The following is a 21,125-nucleotide window of genomic DNA, read 5'->3' as shown; positions in this document are numbered from 1 at the left end:
GGTATTAAATTAAAATGAAAAAATTACTAATCGCAATGTTAATTCCACTGACTATTAACTCATATAGTTTAACTTGTCATGCTTTATCGCCTGCTCCGGTGAAAGTTTCACAGGCTCTGGATGTTGCTCCACAAAATGGTTTTGCTGGAGTTGATATAGCTAATAATAGTGGTACAACGGGGGGATCTAAAGCTAAAAAAAACATGATCTTTTTGGTTAACAATAAGAAGGATCTTTTAGATGCCATTGCGATCAATAAAGATCAACCGCGGATTATTCAAATATCAGGGATAATTGATATTAGTGAAAATAAACCTTATAAAAATTTTGATGACCAGAAAGCTCGCTCCTTGATCAAAATTCCTAGTAACACAACGTTAATTGGTGTTGGTGATAACGCAGGTTTTATCAATGGCTCAATTATGTTATCGAAAGTAAATAATGTCATTATTCGAAATTTAAAAATTGAAGCCCCGATAGATGTTGAACCTAAATTTGAGGATGGTGATGGTTGGAATGCTGAATGGGATGGTATAAATATTATTTCCTCTACTTATGTTTGGGTTGATCATGTTACTTTAACTGATGGTAATTTTACCGATGATATGTACCATGAAAAAGATGGCTGGAAATATGTACAACATGATGGTTTGTTAGACATTAAGCGTGGTAGTGATTTTATTACTATCTCTTATTGTTTATTTGAAAACCATGATAAAACTATGTTAATTGGTCATAGTGATAAAAATGCTGAGCAAGATGAAGGTAAGTTGAATATCACGCTTCATCATAATGTTTTTAGTGATATTACTCAACGGGCTCCGCGTGTAAGATTTGGTAAAATCCACCTCTATAACAACCTTTTTAAAGGGTCAGTTAATAAATCTAAAACAGTATATCCATATCAATATTCTATTGGCTTAGGCTATAAAGGTAGTGTTCTTTCAGAAAATAACCTATTTATGATTGATGGTCTGAAAGATAACTGCAAAGTGGTAAAACAATTTAAAGGATCTAGTCTACAAGATAACAACTCTCTATTTAATCAATCTAAATTGAAATTATCCTCTTGTGGTTTTGATGAGCATTTGAATTGGTCAGTACCTTATCAATACAGCATGGATGATATTAAGCAGTTTAGCAAAAATTATAGCCGACTAGTCGGTGCTGGAAATCTTTAAAATTATTGAATTAAACAAATATGTTAGGATCCATAATGAAAAAAATATTAACTTCAATACTTTGTTTGTCTACGCTTTATGTTAATGCTGCTTCAGCACAAGAATGGAAAGCGATAGCTTTTGGTCAATCAACAGATTTAAATTTTGCTTCACTGATTAAGCCGGAGAAAGTAGGGACCAATAATGCTTGGATTGCTGGTCAAAAAGATTATTTAGTTCCAAATCAACCTTATCAATTACCATCAGATTTTTACCTAGAAAGTCGTGGAGGTAAAATCGCTAACTCTCATGATGGAATGGTGGTGTTTTATACCCAATTACCGGTAAATCAGACTTTTACTTTAGAAAGTGATGTTACTTTGGAACAAATAGGGCCGGAAGTCGACGGTAAAACACCTGCAGCTCAAGAAGCTGTTGGTTTATTTGCTCGCGATACTATAGGTGTTGCTAGAAGTGAACCTCAGCCAGCTGGTTATGAAGAATTTCCAAATGCTTCCAACGTTATTATGAATGCGTTAATTACTCAAAATCAGAAAAATGATAATTTAGTAAAAGTAACTGGCTTAGTACGTGATGGGGTTAACAAGGCATGGGGTAATGAAGGCATTTCAATAGAAAAAGTTGGTTATGTTGAAAATGTTAATTATGTAGATGTTAAAAGTATGCATTTGACAATGACAAGAACAGCCAATCAATTTATTTTATCGATGAAAAATAATGCAACAGGTGAAGAGAAACAGTGGACAACCAATGATTATGCCGGTTTTTTAAATCAACAAGATAGCAAAAATATTTATGTTGGTTTTTTTGCTTCTAGAAATGCAAAAGTTGAATTTAAAAATTCTATATTAACTCTCCATGATGAAAAAGTTAATTATGATAAATTACCTACTAAACCAGTAGTAGTTATTGATATTAAGCCAACGTTAATTTTATCATCACCACAAGATGCTTATAGTAAAAATTATACATTACAATTTTTCCCAAATACTTCAGGTACTGTTTTAGTTAAGGAAATTAATAAAACATTGAAGGCGGAAGTAGGTAAATTATTACAGTTTTCAACTCAATTAAAAGATGGAAGTAATACTTTTACTGTTGAGTTTAAAGATAAGGCAAAAACTAATACCCAAACGTTTACCGTTAATCTAAATAAATCATCGATTGAAAATTTATCTAATATTGTCGTTTCACCAGAAGGTAAAAAGGATAATAAAGGTACTAATCAATCCCCTGTTGATTTTATAACCGCAATTAATAGTGTTGAGCCGGGTGGTGTTATTTATTTAATGGATGGCTATTATAATGGTGTTACACTTCCTGCTCAATTAAGTGGATTACCTGATAAATTAAAAACGATACAAGCCATTAATAAGCATAAAGCAATTTTTATCAATAGTACCTTTAATTTGGATAGTCATTATTGGTCTATTAAACATGTTATCTTTGATGGAAATATTGATAATAAAGATAATAAGCCCGCTTATTTAAGAATTTCAGGTAGTCATAATGTGATTGATCAAGTGATTACTCGTAATAATAGTGATACTGGACTAGCAATATCAGCAAAAACTAAAAATCAAAACAGAATTTATTGGCCATCCTATAACTTAATCATTAATTCTGATTCTTATAATAATATGGATAAATCAGGAAAAAATGCAGATGGATTTGCCGCTAAGTTAGGTGTAGGTAAAGGTAATGTCTTTAGAGGATGTATTGCTCATAATAATACCGATGATGGATTTGATCTTTATAATAAAATTGAAGATGGTCCAAATGATCCGGTATTAATTGATAGTTCTGTTACTTATTCGAATGGGTTTCCTTTCTCAAAGCCAAATATTGCTAAAGGTAGTATTGGTAACGGCTTTAAATTAGGTGCTGAAGGCCAGCCAGTAAATCATAAAATTATTAATTCAATTTCGTTAAATAACAATATGGATGGGTTTACTGATAATTTTAATACTGGTTCTTATATTATGAACAATAATATTTCAATTAACAGTGCCAGATATAATTATATTCTACGAGCTAACCCTTATGAATTTCTTAAACCAGAGGTCACGTTTGAACATAATTACTCTATTCGTGATAGTTGGCAAGCCGCAATAAAAGACTCATTTGGACCACAGATTAAAAGTAAAGATTTTAAATCTGTGACCAGCAGTGAATTATGGAAAGACAATGTTGATTTTAAAATAACTCGTGATCAAAATGGTAATATAGTTTTACCAAAAGAGTTAAAAATCTTAATTGAAAAGAATAAAGCTAAATAATTAAAGAGTTATCAATCTATAAGAACGCTAAGTCTAATAATCAGATTTAGCGTTTTTATTCTTTTTATTATCAATTCAATTTTACTTATTTCTATTCGTCAGTTAGTTTTTAATCTTGTTCAATAAGCTATTATTAATAAGGATATTTAAGTTTATTGCTAATCTTAGCTTAAATATTAATTTAATTGTTATGAAGAAATGTAGAAATAAAAAAGTGTCATTTCATCAATTGAGTTGAAATGACACTGACATTATAGGATGTAGTAAATAATTAATATCAATTAAGCTAATAGGCTTTTGATATAAGTTGTTATTTCAGGATCTTGGCTGTTTTCAAATAAACATTTTTGGAAACGTTCGCCTTTGATTGCATCTTTAAGTAATGATTGATCAATTGATTTCAATGCTTCGATTAAACTTTTTCCTGCAGCATTTTTCATATCATTTAAAATTACCGCATTAGCATTTTGAGATTCACGGCGTTCAGGTGGATAACCTAAACCTTTTTCGCCATCAAATGCTTTTTCAAAAATATAACGAGCATTAAGTTCTGCACCCCAACCAAAGCCTTTAGCAAAAGCAAGTGATAATGCATTACCATTATTCACTTGTGCAAATAAATAAGCATCAGTAGGTTCGATACAATAACCACAATTAACACCAGGAAATGCATTTAATGCCATTAATGCGCCTTGGCCTGTGCCACATCCGGTGATAACAAAATCAACTGCTTTACTGTTTAATAAAATAGCGCTAATTATACCTAAATGAACATAAGTTAATTTTTTATCATTGTCGCCATCCATGCCAACATTAAAAACAGTATGTCCATATTTCTCAGTTGCATTTTTTAATTCATTTAAAATAATTGGATTTTTAGCTGCTTGGCTAAACTCGTTCATTAGTGCTATTTTCATGATTTCCCTCTATTTTCATTGAAATAATAACAAACCACCTAACAATTTTGTCATTTGTTATTAGTACTTACGCTTTAATTATAAGCTCGCAAAAAAATATATCAATTTTTTTAACTAAAATAAAACGATGTTTTAATAAATTTATTGCAATGTGATGAAAGTCACAAAACCATCATAGTTTTTATATTACTATATTTAACAAATCATAATATTTTGAACTTTTTATTATACTTATATTCAGGGAGTTTATATGGCTAAGGGAAATATCGTAAAGCTATCATATTCATCATTTACTGATGAAGATTCAAAAAATGAAATTATCCGGTTAACGCCAGAAGGTGTTTTATGCCATCGTAACTATTTTTATCAAAAATGCTTTACCAATGATGGTCAAAAGTTACTCTTTGCCGGTGAATTTGACTCTAATCGCAACTACTATTTGCTTGATATTGAAAATCAAACAGCAAAACAACTTACTGAAGGACCTGGCGATAATACCTTTGGTGGTTTTTTATCACCAGATGATAAATTTTTATACTATGTCAAAAATGAACGTAACTTACAACAAGTCAATCTTGAAACTTTAGAAGAAAAAAATGTTTATACAGTACCCGATGAATGGGTTGGTTATGGTACATGGGTTGCTAATAGCGATTGTAATGAAATTGTTGGCATTGAAATTGATAAAAAAGATTGGACACCACTCACTGACTGGACAATATTTAAAGCGTTTTACGATAAAAACCCACACTGCCGTTTAATCAAAATTGATATTGAAACTGGTGTTGCTAAAACGGTTATTGATCAAAATGTATGGTTGGGCCATCCAATCTTTAGACCTTTTGATGATAAAACTATCGCATTTTGTCATGAAGGGCCGCATGATTTAGTTGATGCACGAATTTGGTTAGTTGATCGTGATGGTAAAAATGAACGAAAAGCTCATGATAATTTACCTGGTGAAAGTTGTACGCATGAGTTTTGGGTACCAGATGGTTCAGGATTAGCTTATGTATCTTATATGAAAGGACAACAAGAGCGCTATATTCGTCTTTATAACCCAGTAACCAATGAAGATAAAGAGATTATGGAAATGCCTGCCTGTTCACATTTAATGAGCAATTTTGATGGCACGCTTTATATCGGTGATGGAACAGGAAGCCCTGTTGATGTTATTGATACTAGTGGTTATAAAATTGAAAATGATCCATGGCTTTATATTTTAGCGCCTAAAACCAAAACAGCACATAAACTCGTTAAACATAATAGTACATGGCGAGTTTTAGATGGTGACCGTCAAGTTACTCACCCTCATCCATCGTTTTCACCTGATAATAAATACGTTTTATATTCTTGTGATGCACAAGATAAACCTGCACTTTATTTAACCAAAGTGCCAGCTAACATATTAGAAGAAATGTGATAGAGCGATTTTGTCTGTCACAACTATAACGGAGAATATGATTATGTCGATTTTAAATAAATTTTCACTCAATAATAAAATAGCGCTGGTTACCGGCGCTTCTTATGGTATCGGTTTTGAAATAGCAAAATCATTAGCTGGTGCCGGAGCGAAAATCGTATTTAATGATGTGGTACCTGAAAATTTACAAAAAGGTCTTGAAGCTTATAAAGAAGCAGGCATTGATGCACATGGCTATTTATTTGATATAACCGATGAAGCTGCGGTTGAAAAATCAATTGCGCAAATTGAAAAAGAACATGGTGTGATTGATATTTTAGTGAATAATGCCGGCATTATTCAACGCAAATCAATGCTTGAAACAAGTGCTGCCGATTATCGAAAAATTATCGATATTGATCTTACAGGTCAATTCATTATGGCAAAAGCAGTGCTTCCTTCCATGATCAAAAAAGGCAGTGGTAAAATTATTAACATCTGCTCAATGATGAGTGAGCTTGGCCGTGAAACCGTTGTTGGTTATGCATCAGCTAAGGGCGGCTTAAAAATGTTAACTAAAAATATTTGTTCTGAATTTGGTCATGCCAATATTCAATGTAATGGTATTGGTCCTGGTTATATTGCAACTCCACAAACGGCACCATTACGCGAAAAACAGGCTGATGGTTCTCGTCATCCTTTTGATCAGTTTATTATTGCTAAAACACCAGCTGGACGCTGGGGAACTCCAGATGATTTAGCGGGTGCAGCAGTATTTTTAGCATCGGAAGCTTCAAACTTTGTAAATGGTCATATTCTTTATGTTGATGGTGGTATCTTAGCCTATATTGGTAAACAACCTTAATGCCATAACATTGAAAATTAATTGATTTAAGAGATAATAAATTAAAGGGAAGTTTTTATTATCTCTGTTTATTTTATAAATTTAGGAGTAATGCGATGTTTTGTTTTAATTCAGATATTGAATTAATTGATTTAGGAAATGGTGTTAAACGTAAAGTTTTAGCTCATGATGGTAATATGATGGCTGTTGAAGTTCATTTTGAAACTGGCGCTATTGGAGCCATGCATCATCACCCACATGAACAATTAACTTATGTTTTATCGGGTGAATTTGAATTTACTATTGGCACTGAGACCAAAATTGTTCGTGCTGGTGATACTTTGTATAAAAAACCAAATATTGAACATGGTTGTATTTGTAAACAAGCTGGTGTGCTACTTGATATGTTTACTCCGCAGAGATTGGACTTTTTATAAAATAGCTAGTAACTAGTCATTATTAATTATGATATACTTTCGATAATTTTGTGTTGTTCTAATTGATCATTAAATAATAGAATAATGACTATTTTTTAGTAAGGAGATGTGCTAATCATGAATGATAGCTCACCAGAATCGGTTGCTTCGGTTTTAAAAGTTTTCGGAATTTTAGAAGCTTTATCTGAATCTAAAGACATTGCTATTTCGGAATTATCGCAAAAAGTAATGATGCCAAAAAGCACTGCTTATCGCTTTTTACAAACCATGAAATCATTAGGTTATGTTAATCAAGAAGAAGATTCAGATAAATATTCTCTTAATTTAAAATTACTTGATTTAGGTAATCGAGTGCTTTATCACCAAAACTTTTTGGCTATTGCTGATTTAGAAATGAGAAAGCTAAGGGACAAAACGAAAGAAACAATCCATTTAGCTGTTCGTGAAGGTGATCAAATTATCTATATTAATAAAGTGGCATCAGAACAATATAGTCTTTGTTTGACATCTAAAATAGGTAATCAAGCGACGGTTCATGCTAGCGGTCTAGGTAAAGTTTTATTGGCATGGTTAGATGATGAAAGCAAAAAAAGCTTAATAAACAACATCGATTTTGTTCAATATACAGCTAACACCATTACTAATAAAGACGCATTTTTAGCTGAACTTGATGAAGTAAAACGTGTTGGTTATGGTAAAGATGATGAAGAGTCTGAACTAGGTTTACGTTGCTTTGCTGTACCAATTTACAATCGTTTAGGTAATATTATTGCTGCTTTAAGTTTATCAACTTCTATCTTTAGATGTAGTACAGCTGAAGATGAAGCTAATTTAGTCAGTGAAATTAGCCAATGTGCAGCTAAAATATCTGAATTAATTGGTTATGTTAAGCAATCAAAATCAACGGACTAAAGGTGGTTATTGATAAATAACCCCTAAACATACAGATTGGCTTGCTCCAGTAACTTCTGGAATATTAGAAGGAATATTATTCATTCTACAATAAGCAAGCCAAGCAAAAGCGATCGCTTCCATATCATCACTGTTTACTCCTTTTTTATCTGTAGCAGAAACTTGCCATTTCGGTAGTAATGCTGATAATTGTTGCATAATAAGTGGATTTTTGGCGCCACCACCACAGACTAATAACTGGCATGGCAAGTTATTTTTTATCGGTAATTTATCAATTTCATTGGCAATTGTAATGGCGGTAAATTCAACCAATGTCGCTTGAATATCTTGGCCATTTAAAGCAAAGTCAGTTAATTTTTGCATCAGCCAAGCTAAATTAAATAATTCTCTGCCAGTACTTTTTGGCGCTGGTAATTGGAAATAATCTTCATTACATAACGCACTTAATAAGTTTTGATTTACTTTACCTGATTTTGCCCATAAACCATCTTTATCATAGCTTGTTCCGAGGCTTTTATTTATCCAGCCATCAAGTAATACATTACCAGGGCCGGTATCGTAGCCAATTACTGGTTGGTCAGGTATTAACACAGAAATATTACTGATACCGCCAATATTTAAGACTACACAGTTAATTGCCGAGTTTAAAAATATTGCTTTATGAAAAGCAGGAACTAATGGCGCACCTTGACCTCCATAAGCCATATCTTTACGACGAAAATCGGCAATAGTCGTAATACCTGTTTGGGCGGCGATGATATTGGCATCACCTATTTGCATGGTAAATGGATTATCACCATTCGGCGAATGATAAATAGTCTGTCCATGACAGCCAATCGCTTTAACTTGTTTGTTATCAATATTATTTTGTTTTAAAAATTGATTAATACTTTTAGCGTAAATTATGCCAAGTTGATGATCAAGTTCGCCTAAATCTTGTAATGTTGTTTGTTTACTATTACAAAGCGTTAATAATCGAGTTTTAATTTCGTTTGGCATTGGATAGCAATCACTAGCAATAGCGGTAATTTTTCCATTGCTGATATCAACTAATGCGATATCTACTCCATCCATACTGGTACCCGACATGACACCAATATATAAATTTTGCATAATATTACCCCTGCCGAATGATAGTGCCAGTTTGCACATCGCGAATGATTGATGGTTGTGAACGATTGCCTGTTTGACCAGCTAAAATGGGGAAATTATTACCGAATTGGTTCGCCACTTCTAACGCTGTTTTACAAGCTGGATGGCCAGAAAGATTGGCACTGGTTGAAACTAATGGCTTAGCAAATAAATCACACAATTTACAAACTAAAGGATGATCGGTAACACGAACAGCAATGGACTGATATTTTCCACTTAAAAAATCAGGAGTGTTAGGATTCTTGGGAAAAATCCAAGTATTTGGTCCCGGCCAACTGTTAAACGCCATTTGTATTTGTTCTTTCGTTACTGCCGATTGATCAATATAAGGGATCAGTTGTTGATAATGACTGGCAATTAAAATCAATCCTTTATCAACTGAACGTTGTTTTAGATTTAACAGTTTATACACAGCTGATTCACTGTCAGGATCACAACCTAAACCAAAAACGGCTTCAGTTGGATAAGCAACAACTTCACCTTTTTGTAACAGTTGATTAATTTCTAGTAGAGTTAATAAGTTTGCCATCAAATTTTTATGTTTACCCAATATCATTAAAATTTATATTAAACTGAGGTAAGACTATTTGCAAATTGGCAACAAAAGAATTAATAATGTTATTACAATGAATATCGCTTATTTGCTGTGATAGATAAATTAGCATTTATCGAAAATAGCAAAATTATTCCCAATTCATTTGCGGAAAATAGTTAACTGTTAAATCAATAACCTGTTGCAGGTTGATAATTTTAACTCGTGAATCGATTAAGTCGCCTAAGCCTCGAGCATTAATGTCGTTATCAAGTACATAACAATGATGGGTGTTTTGCAAAATAGCATTTAATGTAGAGTTATCTTGACAACACATAATTACACCATTTTGCCAAAATAGTACGGCATCTTGCGCTGAAATTAACGTTGTATCGATTGTTGATTGGTTCGGTGTTGCAATGGTATGTAACATTTTTCCTCTTTTAGCGTTAAATTTACCCTCAAAAAACCCCGTTCCTCAAAATTTTTTTGGTAAAAATTCAACTTAATCTTAGTTGGTACATCTTTAATGGTTATTAGTATATAATAAGGGCTATTTATTGAGCAAAGAATTCGTTATGAAACCCATTATTTTAGCTAACGAGCAAGAGACAATATTGTTTGGTAAACAGTTGGCAAAACAGTGTTTAAATTATTTATCTAATCATGATAGTACAATTGTCATTTATCTGATTGGTGATCTTGGCGCTGGTAAAACCACTTTTAGTCGTGGTTTTTTGCAACAATTGGGTCATCAAGGTAATGTTAAAAGTCCAACTTATACATTAGTTGAACCTTATCAATTTGATACATTTTCAGTTTATCATTTTGACTTATATCGCCTTGGTGATCCAGAAGAGTTAGAGTTTATGGGCATTCGCGAATATTTTTCCTCAAGATCTATTTGTTTAATTGAATGGCCTATGCAGGCAAGAGGTATGTTACCTGCTGCCGATATTGAAATTCATTTGGCATATTTAGCGCTTGAACGTACGGTTTGTGTGCAAGCTAATAGTGAAAAAGGTCGAGCTATTATCAACCCATTACTATAAAAATTAGTGAAAAAACAATGAAGAAAATATTAACTTTTTTTATATTATTACTACTATGTAGTTCAGCTTATGCTGCAAAAGTTGTTATTGCCGTCGATGCTGGGCATGGTGGTAAGGATTCTGGTGCTGTTGGTAAGAATAAGTTATATGAAAAAAATGTAACTTTATCGATAGCGAAAAAATTAACTAATTTATTAAATAAAGATCCTAATTTTAAAGGGGTATTAACCCGTAATACCGACAATTTTATTTCAGTCCCTCAGCGTTCTGATATTGCGCGTAAAAATAAAGCGAACTTGCTAATTTCTATCCATGCTGATGCCGCACCGAATCGTAATGCTTCTGGTGCATCAATTTGGGTATTATCTACCAAACGAGCTGATACTGAATTGGGTCGTTGGTTGGAACAAGATGAAAAACAGTCACAGTTATTAGGTGGCGCTGGTGATGCATTAAGTGATGATCACGACCAAAATTTAAGCCAAGCAGTACTCGATTTACAATTCTCTTATTCGCAGCGTGTTGGTTATGAACTTGCTACTCAGGTTTTAAAAGAGATGAAAGGTGTTATTAAATTGCATAAAGGTGTACCTGAACATGCTAGTTTAGGCGTATTACGTTCACCTGATATCCCTTCAATATTGATTGAGGTTGGATTTATTACTAATCAAGCTGAAGAAAGTTTGTTGGCTAGTAATGCTCATCAAGACAAGATCGCTAAACTGATTTATCAAGGCATAAAAAATTATGTCAAAAAAAATCCTAATTTTGGAGAACAGCATTAATGGCAATTCAAATTCTATCACCTCAACTAGCGAATCAAATTGCTGCTGGTGAAGTGGTAGAACGACCTGTATCGGTAATTAAAGAGTTAGTTGAAAACAGCCTTGATGCAGGTAGTACACAAATTGATATCGATATTGAACAAGGCGGTAGTAAATTAATTCGCATCCGTGATAATGGTGGTGGTATTGCTAAAAGCGAATTAGCATTAGCTTTAGCACGCCATGCGACTAGTAAAATTAGCTCGTTGGATGATTTAGATACCATAATGAGCCTAGGTTTTCGTGGTGAAGCGCTAGCCAGTATTAGTTCTGTTGCTAGGTTAACTTTAACGTCACGTACTGCCGATCAATCTGAGGCATGGCAAGTTTATGCTGAAGGTCGAGATATGAAACCAACCATTAAACCTGCGGCACATCCTGTTGGTACTTCGGTTGAAGTTCTGGATTTATTTTATAACACCCCTGCTCGGCGTCGTTTTCTAAAGACCGAAAAAACTGAATTTATGCATATTGAAGAATTTGTTAGGCGTATAGCTCTGGCTCGGCCTGATGTCACTTTCAATCTGCAACATAATGGAAAACTAATTAAACAGTATCGAGCATCTGCACTTGAAAAACGCGTTGAATTAGTTTGTGGACGTACATTTGTACAAAAAGCAGTAAAATTAGATTGGCAACATGATGATTTATTAATTCAAGGGTGGGTAGCAAGTAATGAAATTAGTGATCTGCAATATTTTTATGTTAATGGTCGAGTAATAAAAGATAAATTAATTAATCATGCGCTGCGCCAAGCTTATATTAGTCGAACTAATGAACAACAAAGTTATGTGGTTTTTCTACAAATCGATCCCAAACAGGTTGATGTTAATGTTCATCCAGCTAAACACGAAGTGCGTTTTCATGAAGCAAGATTAGTACATGATTTTGTTTATCAAGCTATTGTTATGGCTCTCGAATCAAACCAACAGCTTACCGATGATGAAAAAGTGGTAATAACACCAAATCGACAAGCTGCTGGTGAAAATATTTTTAATCAAAAAATAGCTACGGAGCCTAAAGGCTATTCTGCGACTAACATATTACCCAAAAAACCGATTAATCATGTTAAAGAAAATGTAATTTATGGTCAGTTAATCGATACTAAAGCAAGCTTTGAAATTGAAAAGACGCAGTCTAATCAATTGCCATTAGCCGGTGATAATGGTTCAATAACTGCACCGCAACAAGCGGTTATTGAGACGCTGTTTCCTAAACGAAATGTACCATTACAATCACTGCAACAGCAGCTTGATAGTTCTTCATTAGTACAGTTTGGTCGAGTATTAACCGTTATTCAACCTGATATTGCTTTACTTGAAAAATTACAAGATAGTCAGCAAACATTTATGCTTATGAAGTTAAATATTGCTCAGCAAAAAGTAAAAGCAATAAAATTATTAACTCAAGAGTCAGAAAAATTACTGATTCCACTAACAATTTTGGTCAATCAAAAAGAACAACAGGTATTAAGTGATTATCGTCCGCAATTAATTTTTTTAGGATTTGATTTTTATATTGATAAAGCTAAATTACATTTGCATAATGTGCCGAAAATGTTACGAACTACTAATTGGCAACAATTATTACCAAGTTTAATTGCTTTTCTTTTATCTGATCAATCGGCTGTTATCGATCCTACGCAAATTGCGATGTGGTTGGCAGAAAATAGTAGTGATAATTATGCGGAGAGTTGGAGCGTAACGAAAGTTATTCAGTTATTAGCACAACTAGAACAGATAGATATTAATTTATTACAGCAAGATACATTTTTATATCCGATTGATCTTCAATCTTTATCACAATCAATTTTATCATGAATAAAGCAAAAATTATTTCATTAATGGGGCCTACTGCATCCGGCAAGACGGCTTTTGCCATGGAACTTTATAACAAGTATCCGATTGATATTATTAGTGTTGATTCGGCACTTATTTATCGGGGTATGGATATCGGCAGTGCGAAACCCACTAAACAAGAGCAGCAAGAATATCCACATAAACTGATTGATATCTGTGATCCTGCTGAAAGTTACTCGGCAGCTAATTTTCGGCATGATGCGATTGAAGAAATTGAAAAATCGTTAAGTAATGGTCGAACACCATTACTAGTTGGCGGAACGATGCTGTATTTTAAAGCTTTAATTGAAGGACTTTCACCTCTTCCTGCTGCGGATAGTGATATACGGCAGCAAATTGAAGAAAAAGCCAATAAATTAGGTTGGCAAGCGATTCATGAGGAGTTAAAGAAGGTTGATCCTGTGTCAGCTCAGCGAATTCATCCGAATGATCCGCAACGGCTTAATCGCGCATTAGAGGTTTATCTCATTTCTGGTAAAAGTTTAACCGAGCTTACTCAAGAAAGTGGCGAAGCATTACCTTATGACATCATGCAGCTAGCTATTATGCCGGAAGATAGAGCTGAGTTGCACCAACGTATTGAGCAGCGTTTTTTACAAATGCTAGATCAAGGCTTTGAAGATGAAGTAAAAACACTTATGTTGCGATCTGATCTGCATACCAATCTACCTTCTATCCGTTGTGTTGGCTATCGTCAAATGTGGGAATATCTTAATGGTGATATCAGTTATGATGAGATGGTATTCAAGGGTATTTGTGCTACTCGTCAATTAGCGAAACGGCAAATTACTTGGCTTAGAGGTTGGAAACAACCGATAACATGGTTAAATCAAGATAACAAAGATACCGTTTTTAAGCATATTTTTTAAATTATAAATTGCAGCGATAGGTATTAGTGTTTTTTCTATTGATTATAATACTAAACAGAAATTTTTCATTTCGAAAGCCTTTCTAAATTTATGATATCTATCATGCGTATTTTTTTGTATAAATTTCGTTAATTTATTAAATTTTTAGTTATTTGTGCATAAATTGCAGTTGATTAGTTTAAGAGCTGGGTTTTTTATGTTATTTTGATACTTACTACATAAGTATGTTATGTTGCAATCGGATAGATCATCATTTTGATTGTAAATTTATTTTATCTTTATCTTTATATTTTTATTTCATCTTAAAGGATAAACTCATGTCAAAAGGGCAGTCATTACAAGATCCTTATTTGAATTTGCTTCGTCGCGAGCATATTCCAGTATCAATTTATCTTGTTAACGGTATTAAATTACAAGGACAAATTGAATCATTTGATCAGTTTGTTATTTTATTAAAAAATACTGTTAGTCAAATGGTATACAAACACGCAATCTCTACAGTTGTTCCTTCAAGACCTATTTCTGGTTTGGTGTCTCAACCTGAAGAGGAAAGCGAAAGCTAATTATTTGAGTGGAGAATGTGATTGTTTGAGCGATATAAAGGCGGCGAGTCCGCTTTATTAGTCCATGTATTCTTCCCTCAAGAAAGCGATATCGAGGATTTAAAAGAGTTTGAAGTGTTAGTTTCTTCAGCTCAAATTGAAATTCTCGATATTGTGACAACCTCAAGAAAGTCTCCGCAAGCTAAATATTTTATTGGTGAAGGAAAAGCGTTAGAAATCGCCGATAAAGTAAAAGAGCTGAATGCTTCAGTTATTCTAGTCAATCATACCTTAACCCCAACTCAAGAACGAAACTTAGAACAACTATGTGAATGTCGTGTAGTGGATAGAACAGGATTGATTCTGGATATTTTTGCCCAACGAGCTCGAACCCATGAAGGTAAGTTGCAAGTTGAATTAGCGCAATTACAATATCTGTCAACACGTTTAGTTCGAGGTTGGACTCACTTAGAACGTCAAAAAGGTGGTATAGGCTTACGAGGTCCTGGGGAAACTCAGCTAGAAACCGATAGACGATTAATTCGTCATCGTATTCAGTTAATCTTATCAAGACTTGCGAAAGTTGAAAAACAACGCAATCAAAATCGTCAATCTAGACAAAAAGCAGATTTATCAACAGTATCACTAGTTGGTTATACCAATGCTGGCAAATCGACACTATTTAATGCACTAACTAACGCTGATGTTTATGCTGCCGATCAATTATTTGCTACGCTGGATCCAACCTTAAGACGCATTATAGTTGATGATGTTGGCGAAGTAGTTTTAGCTGATACGGTTGGATTTATTCGTCATTTACCCCATGATCTGGTTGCTGCTTTTAAAGCGACTTTACTTGAAACACAAGAAGCATCACTGCTATTACATGTCGTTGATGCTGCTGATCCTAATTTATTAGATAACATTCAAGCTGTTGATGAAGTTTTACTTGAAATTGATGCCCATGATATTCCTACTTTGTTGGTAATGAATAAAATTGATTTAATGGAAGGTAAGCAACCAAGTATTGATCGTGATGAAAATGGCGTGCCAATTCGAGTTTGGATTTCAGCACAAAATAGTTTAGGATTAGATCTCTTATTTACTGCATTAAAAGAAAGGCTTGCCGGTAAGATTCAAGTTTGTCAATTAAACTTGCCTATCCATCTAGCAAAACTTAGAAGCCGTTTATATAAATTAAATGCGGTAGAACATGAAGTCATCAATGATGACGGTAGTTTTCTGCTAAATATAAGAATGCCTTTAATTGAATGGAATCGCCTCTGTAAACAAGAGCCAGATCTGTTATACTTAATCAATACGCAAAATAACAACTAATTGTTAAATGGAGCATATAAAATATGGCGTGGAATCAGCCCGGCAATAACGGACAAGATAACGACCCATGGGGAAATAATAAGAAACCTTCCAATTCAACTGGAGGGATATTTAACCAACTCAAAGATCTCTTTAAAAAAGGGAGTTCAGGTAATAATCGAGGACCTTCTGATATTAAGCTATCAATGAATAGTTCGAAAATTATTTTGGCAGTGATAGTTGTTCTTATCCTAATTTGGGCGGTAAGTGGTTTTTATACTATCAAACAAAATCAACGAGGTGTGATAACTCGTTTTGGGCAAGTTCAACCTGAAATTATTCAACCTGGTTTGAATTGGAATCCATCATTTATTGATAAAGTTTATAAAGTCGATACGCAAGGTACTTATAACTTCAATGTGCATGGCGATATCATTACAACAAGTGAAAAAGGTGAAAACTTAGTCTTTGTTGAAATGAACGTACAATATCGTATTAGTGATCCAGTTAAATACTTATTTAATGTGACTAATGTTGAAGATAGTTTACGTCAAGCTGCGGATAGTGCACTTAGGACTTCAGTAGGTAGTTCTAACATTGATGCTATCATTTCAGATGGTCGTTCAGATTTAGAAGATAGTACTAAAGATGAATTAATTAATGTTATTTCTCATTATGATATGGGGATTACTATTGTCGATCTTAACTTCCAAGTTGCTCGTCCACCTGTAGAAGTGCAAGATGCTTATGCAGATGCAATTAGAGCTCAGAATGATAGTGAACGCGAAATAAAACAAGCTAAAGCTGATAAAGTTCAATTAGTTCAGCAAGCAGAAGGTCGTTCGGCGACCATTTTGGCCGATGCAAATGCTTATAAAGTAAAAGTAGAATTAGAAGCAATTGGTGATGTTGCTCGGTTTGAAAAATTATTACCACAATATAAAGCTGCGCCCGAAATTACTAAAGATCGTTTATATATTGAAACGATGGAAAAAATATTAGCTAAAACGCAGAAAGTTATTGTTAATGATAAGAGTGGTAATTTATTAGTACTACCGTTAGAACAATTATTAAAAAATAAAAATGAGCAATCATCTGAATCAATCACAGCAAATTCAGACAGTGATTATAATATTAATCTGCCAAATCCTTTGGATGCAGAAAGTGCTCAACAAAATAGTATTGATGTGCAAAATCATAGCTCAACGACTAATAATAATTCTAATAATCGCACTAGACGGACTATGGGTCGATAAGGAGAAAAAAGAATATGCGAAAATTATTGATTCCTATAGTTTTAATTTTAATTGGCGTACTTTTTTCAAGTATCTATGTGATAGAAGAGGGTACTCGTGGTGTCGTTTTACGTTTTAATAAAATTATTGGTTTATCTGAACCTGGATTACATTTTAAAATGCCTCTAATCGATAGCGTTAAAACGATTGATGCTAAAATCCAAACTACCAATAGTTCAAATAATAATAATGAACAACGTTTTTTTAATGTACAAAAGAAAGAACTAATTGTGGACTATTTTGTGCAATGGAAAATTGTTGATTTTAACCGTTATTATGAAACTATTGCTGGTGGTAACGATGTTAACGACTTAATTTTGGCTCGGTTAAATGGTCGTTTACGTTCTGAGATTGGTAAATTAAGTAATCGAGATATCATTAATGATTCTAATGCCGATACCAAATCAAGAAATTCATTAATGGCGCGAGTTAAAGATTCGTTAAATGGTTCATCACAAGATGGTGAAGAAAATTTACCGATTGATAAATTAGTTACTGACGCGAAAAAAGATCCTGAAAACAGTAAAACCAGTTTAAGGGCTTTCGGTGTTGATGTAATTGACGTTCGAATTAAACAAATTAACTTCCCTGCTGAAGTCTCTGAATCGATTTATGCTAACATGAGAGCTGAACGTGAAGTTATTGCTCGTGACAAACGTTATGATGGTATCAAACAAGCTGAAGAAATAAGAGCTGAAGCTACATTTGAAAAAACCAAAATTATATCAGAAGCCGAACGTCAATCTCGCTCAATTCGCGGTGAAGGTGATGCTAATGCAGCTAAACTTTATGCTGACGCTTTTGGTAAAGATATTGAGTTTTTTAGCTTTATTCGTAGTTTAAAAGCTTATGAACAAAGCTTTACAGGTAATGATGTTATGGTCATTAGCCCTGATAGTGAATTTTTCCAATACATGAAATTAAAGTCTAACAAATAATACAATGAGTAAATAAACTATGAGTAATAATGTTGTTGTGCTAGGTACACAATGGGGTGATGAAGGCAAAGGTAAAGTTGTTGATTTACTCACAGAAAAAGCCAAATATGTAGTACGTTATCAAGGCGGACATAATGCCGGTCATACTTTAGTTATTAATGGTGAAAAAACAGTATTACATTTAATACCATCAGGTATTTTACGTAATGATGTCATAAGTATTATTGCTAATGGTGTTGTACTCTGCCCTGATGCACTTATGAAAGAGATGAAAGAGCTTGAAGATAACGGTATTCCGGTGAAAGAAAGGCTACTTATTTCAGAATCATGTCCGTTGATTTTGCCTTATCATATTGCATTAGACCAAGCACGAGAAAAAGCCCGAGGTAAAAATGCGATTGGTACGACTGGTCGCGGTATTGGCCCTGCATATGAAGATAAAGTTGCTCGTCGAGGATTGCGTGTTGGTGATTTACGTGACCGTCAGGCATTTGCTGAAAAATTAAAAGAAGTTATGGAATATCATAATTTCCATTTAGTCAATTACTATCAATCAGAAGCTGTTGATTATCAGAAAGTGCTTGATGACACATTAGCGATTGCTGATATTTTAGTGGCAATGATTGCTGATATCCCAGCACTACTTGAAAATGCGCGCAAAAATGGCGAAAGAATTATGTTTGAAGGTGCGCAAGGTACTTTACTCGATATTGATCATGGTACCTATCCTTATGTGACTTCTTCAAATACTACTGCTGGTGGCGTAGCAACAGGATCAGGATTTGGTCCGCGTTATGTTGGTTATGTATTAGGAATCGTTAAAGCTTATTCTACCCGTGTAGGAGCTGGCCCTTTTCCTACAGAATTGTTTGATGATGTTGGTGAATATCTCTGTAAGCAAGGTAACGAATTTGGTGCAACCACCGGTCGTCGTCGTCGTACCGGTTGGCTTGATGCTGTTGCGGTACGTAAAGCAGTGCAACTTAACTCTGTCTCAGGTTTTTGTTTAACTAAGCTAGATGTTTTAGATGGACTTAAAGAAGTCAAAATCTGTGTTGGTTATCAATTACCGAATGGTGATGTTATCCAAAATGCACCAGCGGCGGCTGAAGATTGGAGTTTAGTCAAACCAGTATATGAATCTATGCCTGGTTGGAGTGAGTCAACTTTTGGTGTCAAAAGTTATGACGCATTACCGGCAGCAGCTAAAGCCTATATTAAGCGAATTGAAGAATTAACTGAAACACCAATTGACATTATATCAACTGGACCGGATCGAAGTGAAACCATGATCTTACGTGATCCATATTCAGTCTAATTTTGCATACAGAAAATCGGGGTAATTATCCCGATTTTTTATTTTTTGCTTGTTAATAAAGTATAATCATTAAATCTCTAAGAGGATACTATGGCAAAAATAGGGACACCACTCTCATCAAGTGCTACCAAAGTATTACTTTGTGGTGCCGGTGAATTAGCCAAAGAAGTTGTTATTGAATTACAACGTTTTGGCTGCGAAGTTATTGCAGTTGATCGTTATGCCAATGCCCCCGCTATGCAAGTAGCCCATCGTTATCATATTATCAACATGCTAGATGGCAATGAGTTAAGAAAAATAATTGAAGCAGAAAAGCCTGATTATATTGTTCCTGAAATAGAAGCAATTGCTACTGACACCTTAGTAGAATTAGAAAAAGAAGGTTTTACTGTAATCCCTACTGCTAAAGCGACGCAATTAACGATGAATCGTGAAGGTATTCGTCGTCTTGCTGCTGAAGAACTTAAATTACCAACCTCTCCATATCGTTTTGCTGCAACTGAAAGTGAATATAAACTTGCGGTTAAAGAAATTGGTTTTCCTTGCTTAGTTAAACCGGTTATGAGTTCTTCTGGTAAAGGACAATCTTTATTAAGAAGTGACGCTGATATTGAATCTTCATGGAAATATGCTCAAGAAGGCGGTCGTGCCGGAAGTGGTAAAGTTATTATTGAAGGATTTGTTGACTTCGATTATGAAATAACGTTATTAACCGTTAGACATATTAATGGTGTTTCATATTGTCAGCCTATTGGTCATCGACAAGAAAATGGTGATTATCGAGAATCATGGCAACCTCAGCCGATGTCGGCAAATGCATTATCTTTAGCGAAAGATATTGCTACCAAAATAACTGAAGCTTTAGGTGGTTATGGATTATTTGGCGTTGAATTGTTTGTAAAAGGTGATCAAGTCTGGTTTAGCGAAGTATCTCCTCGACCGCATGATACCGGCATGGTAACATTAATATCGCAAAATCTTTCTGAGTTTGCATTACATGCTAGAGCAATTTTAGGGTTACCAATACCTTTAATAGAACAATATGGTGCTAGTGCATCAGCAGTATTAATTGCAAATGGTGATTCTGACACAGTTACATTCTCGAATTTAGATAAAGTATTAAGTGAAGCAGACACTGATCTACGTTTATTTGGTAAACCTGAAGTAAAAGGTATAAGAAGAATGGGTGTTGCATTAGCTAAAGCGCCAACTGTAGAGAAAGCGGTTGAAAAAGCTGTTAATGCTATTAAACAGCTAAAAATAACCTTTTAAATAGCCTTTTTGATTAAAAAGCAATCGGTTGAAGAAAAAAAAGCAAATTTTGTAAAATAGGGGTTGACGTAGGCAAGTGAAATGCGTAACATACGCAACCCTTGAGACAGCAAACTGAAACAAGAAATTGTGAAGTAAATTAAAAAGCTGTCAGCTCTTTAAAAAGAAGAAACAGACAATCTG

19 protein-coding genes and 1 pseudogene are annotated in these 21,125 nt (G+C 34.0%); 16 read left to right on the top strand and 4 right to left on the bottom strand.

From position 1 onward, the window contains the following. Positions 1-14: 14 nt before the first annotated feature. The gene (locus tag H3S74_RS08435; RefSeq protein WP_198247664.1) at positions 15-1,181 is read left to right on the top strand and encodes a polysaccharide lyase family 1 protein; all 1,167 of its coding nucleotides are present in this window, start codon (positions 15-17) and stop codon (positions 1,179-1,181) included. 35 nt (positions 1,182-1,216) lie between these two features. Beyond that, entirely contained in the window at positions 1,217-3,460 is a 2,244-nt protein-coding gene (locus H3S74_RS08430; RefSeq protein ID WP_198247663.1) for a hypothetical protein, read from the top strand. Between the two features lie 281 nt (positions 3,461-3,741). Here the strand turns inward: H3S74_RS08430 and H3S74_RS08425 are convergent, their stop codons facing one another. Continuing rightward, positions 3,742-4,377, bottom strand: coding sequence for an RpiB/LacA/LacB family sugar-phosphate isomerase (locus tag H3S74_RS08425; protein ID WP_198247662.1), 636 nt, complete (start codon positions 4,375-4,377; stop codon positions 3,742-3,744). Positions 4,378-4,627: 250 nt separating this feature from the next. Between H3S74_RS08425 and H3S74_RS08420 the strand changes: the two genes are divergently transcribed. The 4 genes from H3S74_RS08420 to kdgR all read left to right on the top strand — a co-directional run bounded on the left by H3S74_RS08420 (position 4,628) and on the right by kdgR (position 7,972). Beyond that, complete coding sequence (locus H3S74_RS08420) at positions 4,628-5,800, top strand: oligogalacturonate lyase family protein (RefSeq protein ID WP_198222514.1); 1,173 nt, start codon at positions 4,628-4,630, stop codon at positions 5,798-5,800. 49 nt (positions 5,801-5,849) lie between these two features. Then, positions 5,850-6,644 (top strand): gluconate 5-dehydrogenase, encoded by a 795-nt coding sequence (locus tag H3S74_RS08415; RefSeq protein ID WP_110446884.1) that lies wholly within the window; start codon positions 5,850-5,852, stop codon positions 6,642-6,644. Positions 6,645-6,739: 95 nt separating this feature from the next. Then, positions 6,740-7,060 carry a cupin domain-containing protein gene (locus H3S74_RS08410; RefSeq protein WP_110446871.1) on the top strand — a complete coding sequence of 107 codons (321 nt, stop codon included), beginning with the start codon at positions 6,740-6,742 and terminating at the stop codon, positions 7,058-7,060. A gap of 117 nt (positions 7,061-7,177) precedes the next feature. Further along, a complete protein-coding gene (kdgR, locus tag H3S74_RS08405; RefSeq protein ID WP_110446872.1) occupies positions 7,178-7,972 on the top strand; it encodes a DNA-binding transcriptional regulator KdgR in 795 nt (264 codons plus the stop codon). Between the two features lie 6 nt (positions 7,973-7,978). On the opposite strand, the gene H3S74_RS08400 is transcribed toward kdgR, so the two are convergent. The 3 genes from H3S74_RS08400 to tusB all read right to left on the bottom strand — a co-directional run bounded on the left by H3S74_RS08400 (position 7,979) and on the right by tusB (position 10,089). Continuing rightward, positions 7,979-9,085, bottom strand: a complete 1,107-nt coding sequence (locus H3S74_RS08400) for an anhydro-N-acetylmuramic acid kinase (RefSeq protein ID WP_110446873.1) — start codon at positions 9,083-9,085, stop codon at positions 7,979-7,981. Between the two features lie 4 nt (positions 9,086-9,089). After that, positions 9,090-9,653 (bottom strand): Sua5/YciO/YrdC/YwlC family protein, encoded by a 564-nt coding sequence (locus H3S74_RS08395; RefSeq protein WP_198247661.1) that lies wholly within the window; start codon positions 9,651-9,653, stop codon positions 9,090-9,092. A 154-nt stretch (positions 9,654-9,807) separates the two neighbouring features. Further along, on the bottom strand, positions 9,808-10,089 hold the full coding sequence (tusB, locus tag H3S74_RS08390) for a sulfurtransferase complex subunit TusB (protein WP_198222518.1): 282 nt from the start codon (positions 10,087-10,089) through the stop codon (positions 9,808-9,810). Between the two features lie 145 nt (positions 10,090-10,234). Here tusB and tsaE point away from each other — a divergent pair, with 145 nt between their 5' ends. The 10 genes and pseudogenes from tsaE to purT all read left to right on the top strand — a co-directional run bounded on the left by tsaE (position 10,235) and on the right by purT (position 20,942). Beyond that, positions 10,235-10,708 carry a tRNA (adenosine(37)-N6)-threonylcarbamoyltransferase complex ATPase subunit type 1 TsaE gene (gene tsaE / locus H3S74_RS08385; RefSeq protein WP_198201478.1) on the top strand — a complete coding sequence of 158 codons (474 nt, stop codon included), beginning with the start codon at positions 10,235-10,237 and terminating at the stop codon, positions 10,706-10,708. 59 nt (positions 10,709-10,767) lie between these two features. Further along, positions 10,768-11,472: pseudogene (locus H3S74_RS08380) on the top strand (N-acetylmuramoyl-L-alanine amidase); the annotation flags it as partial. A gap of 20 nt (positions 11,473-11,492) precedes the next feature. Then, positions 11,493-13,352, top strand: coding sequence for a DNA mismatch repair endonuclease MutL (mutL, locus tag H3S74_RS08375; protein ID WP_198247660.1), 1,860 nt, complete (start codon positions 11,493-11,495; stop codon positions 13,350-13,352). Continuing rightward, a complete protein-coding gene (miaA, locus tag H3S74_RS08370; RefSeq protein ID WP_198222526.1) occupies positions 13,349-14,260 on the top strand; it encodes a tRNA (adenosine(37)-N6)-dimethylallyltransferase MiaA in 912 nt (303 codons plus the stop codon). Before mutL ends, miaA begins: the two co-directional genes overlap by 4 nt. Before the next feature lie 317 nt (positions 14,261-14,577). Next, positions 14,578-14,823 carry an RNA chaperone Hfq gene (gene hfq / locus H3S74_RS08365; protein WP_065555596.1) on the top strand — a complete coding sequence of 82 codons (246 nt, stop codon included), beginning with the start codon at positions 14,578-14,580 and terminating at the stop codon, positions 14,821-14,823. A 21-nt stretch (positions 14,824-14,844) separates the two neighbouring features. Beyond that, the gene (hflX, locus tag H3S74_RS08360; protein WP_110446879.1) at positions 14,845-16,140 is read left to right on the top strand and encodes a ribosome rescue GTPase HflX; all 1,296 of its coding nucleotides are present in this window, start codon (positions 14,845-14,847) and stop codon (positions 16,138-16,140) included. A 23-nt stretch (positions 16,141-16,163) separates the two neighbouring features. Then, positions 16,164-17,375 (top strand): FtsH protease activity modulator HflK, encoded by a 1,212-nt coding sequence (gene hflK / locus H3S74_RS08355; RefSeq protein WP_110446880.1) that lies wholly within the window; start codon positions 16,164-16,166, stop codon positions 17,373-17,375. 14 nt (positions 17,376-17,389) lie between these two features. Continuing rightward, positions 17,390-18,352 carry a protease modulator HflC gene (gene hflC, locus H3S74_RS08350; RefSeq protein WP_110446881.1) on the top strand — a complete coding sequence of 321 codons (963 nt, stop codon included), beginning with the start codon at positions 17,390-17,392 and terminating at the stop codon, positions 18,350-18,352. 19 nt (positions 18,353-18,371) lie between these two features. Beyond that, positions 18,372-19,670, top strand: coding sequence for an adenylosuccinate synthase (locus tag H3S74_RS08345; RefSeq protein WP_198247659.1), 1,299 nt, complete (start codon positions 18,372-18,374; stop codon positions 19,668-19,670). Positions 19,671-19,760: 90 nt separating this feature from the next. Continuing rightward, positions 19,761-20,942 (top strand): formate-dependent phosphoribosylglycinamide formyltransferase, encoded by a 1,182-nt coding sequence (gene purT, locus H3S74_RS08340; RefSeq protein ID WP_198201472.1) that lies wholly within the window; start codon positions 19,761-19,763, stop codon positions 20,940-20,942. The last annotated feature ends 183 nt before the right edge of the window (positions 20,943-21,125 follow it).

This window comes from Gilliamella sp. W8126 (genome assembly GCF_016102185.1).
Classification (GTDB): domain Bacteria; phylum Pseudomonadota; class Gammaproteobacteria; order Enterobacterales; family Orbaceae; genus Gilliamella; species Gilliamella apis_A.
Note: the sequence above shows the minus strand (reverse complement) of the source record. Positions and strands in the feature narration are given on the sequence as shown.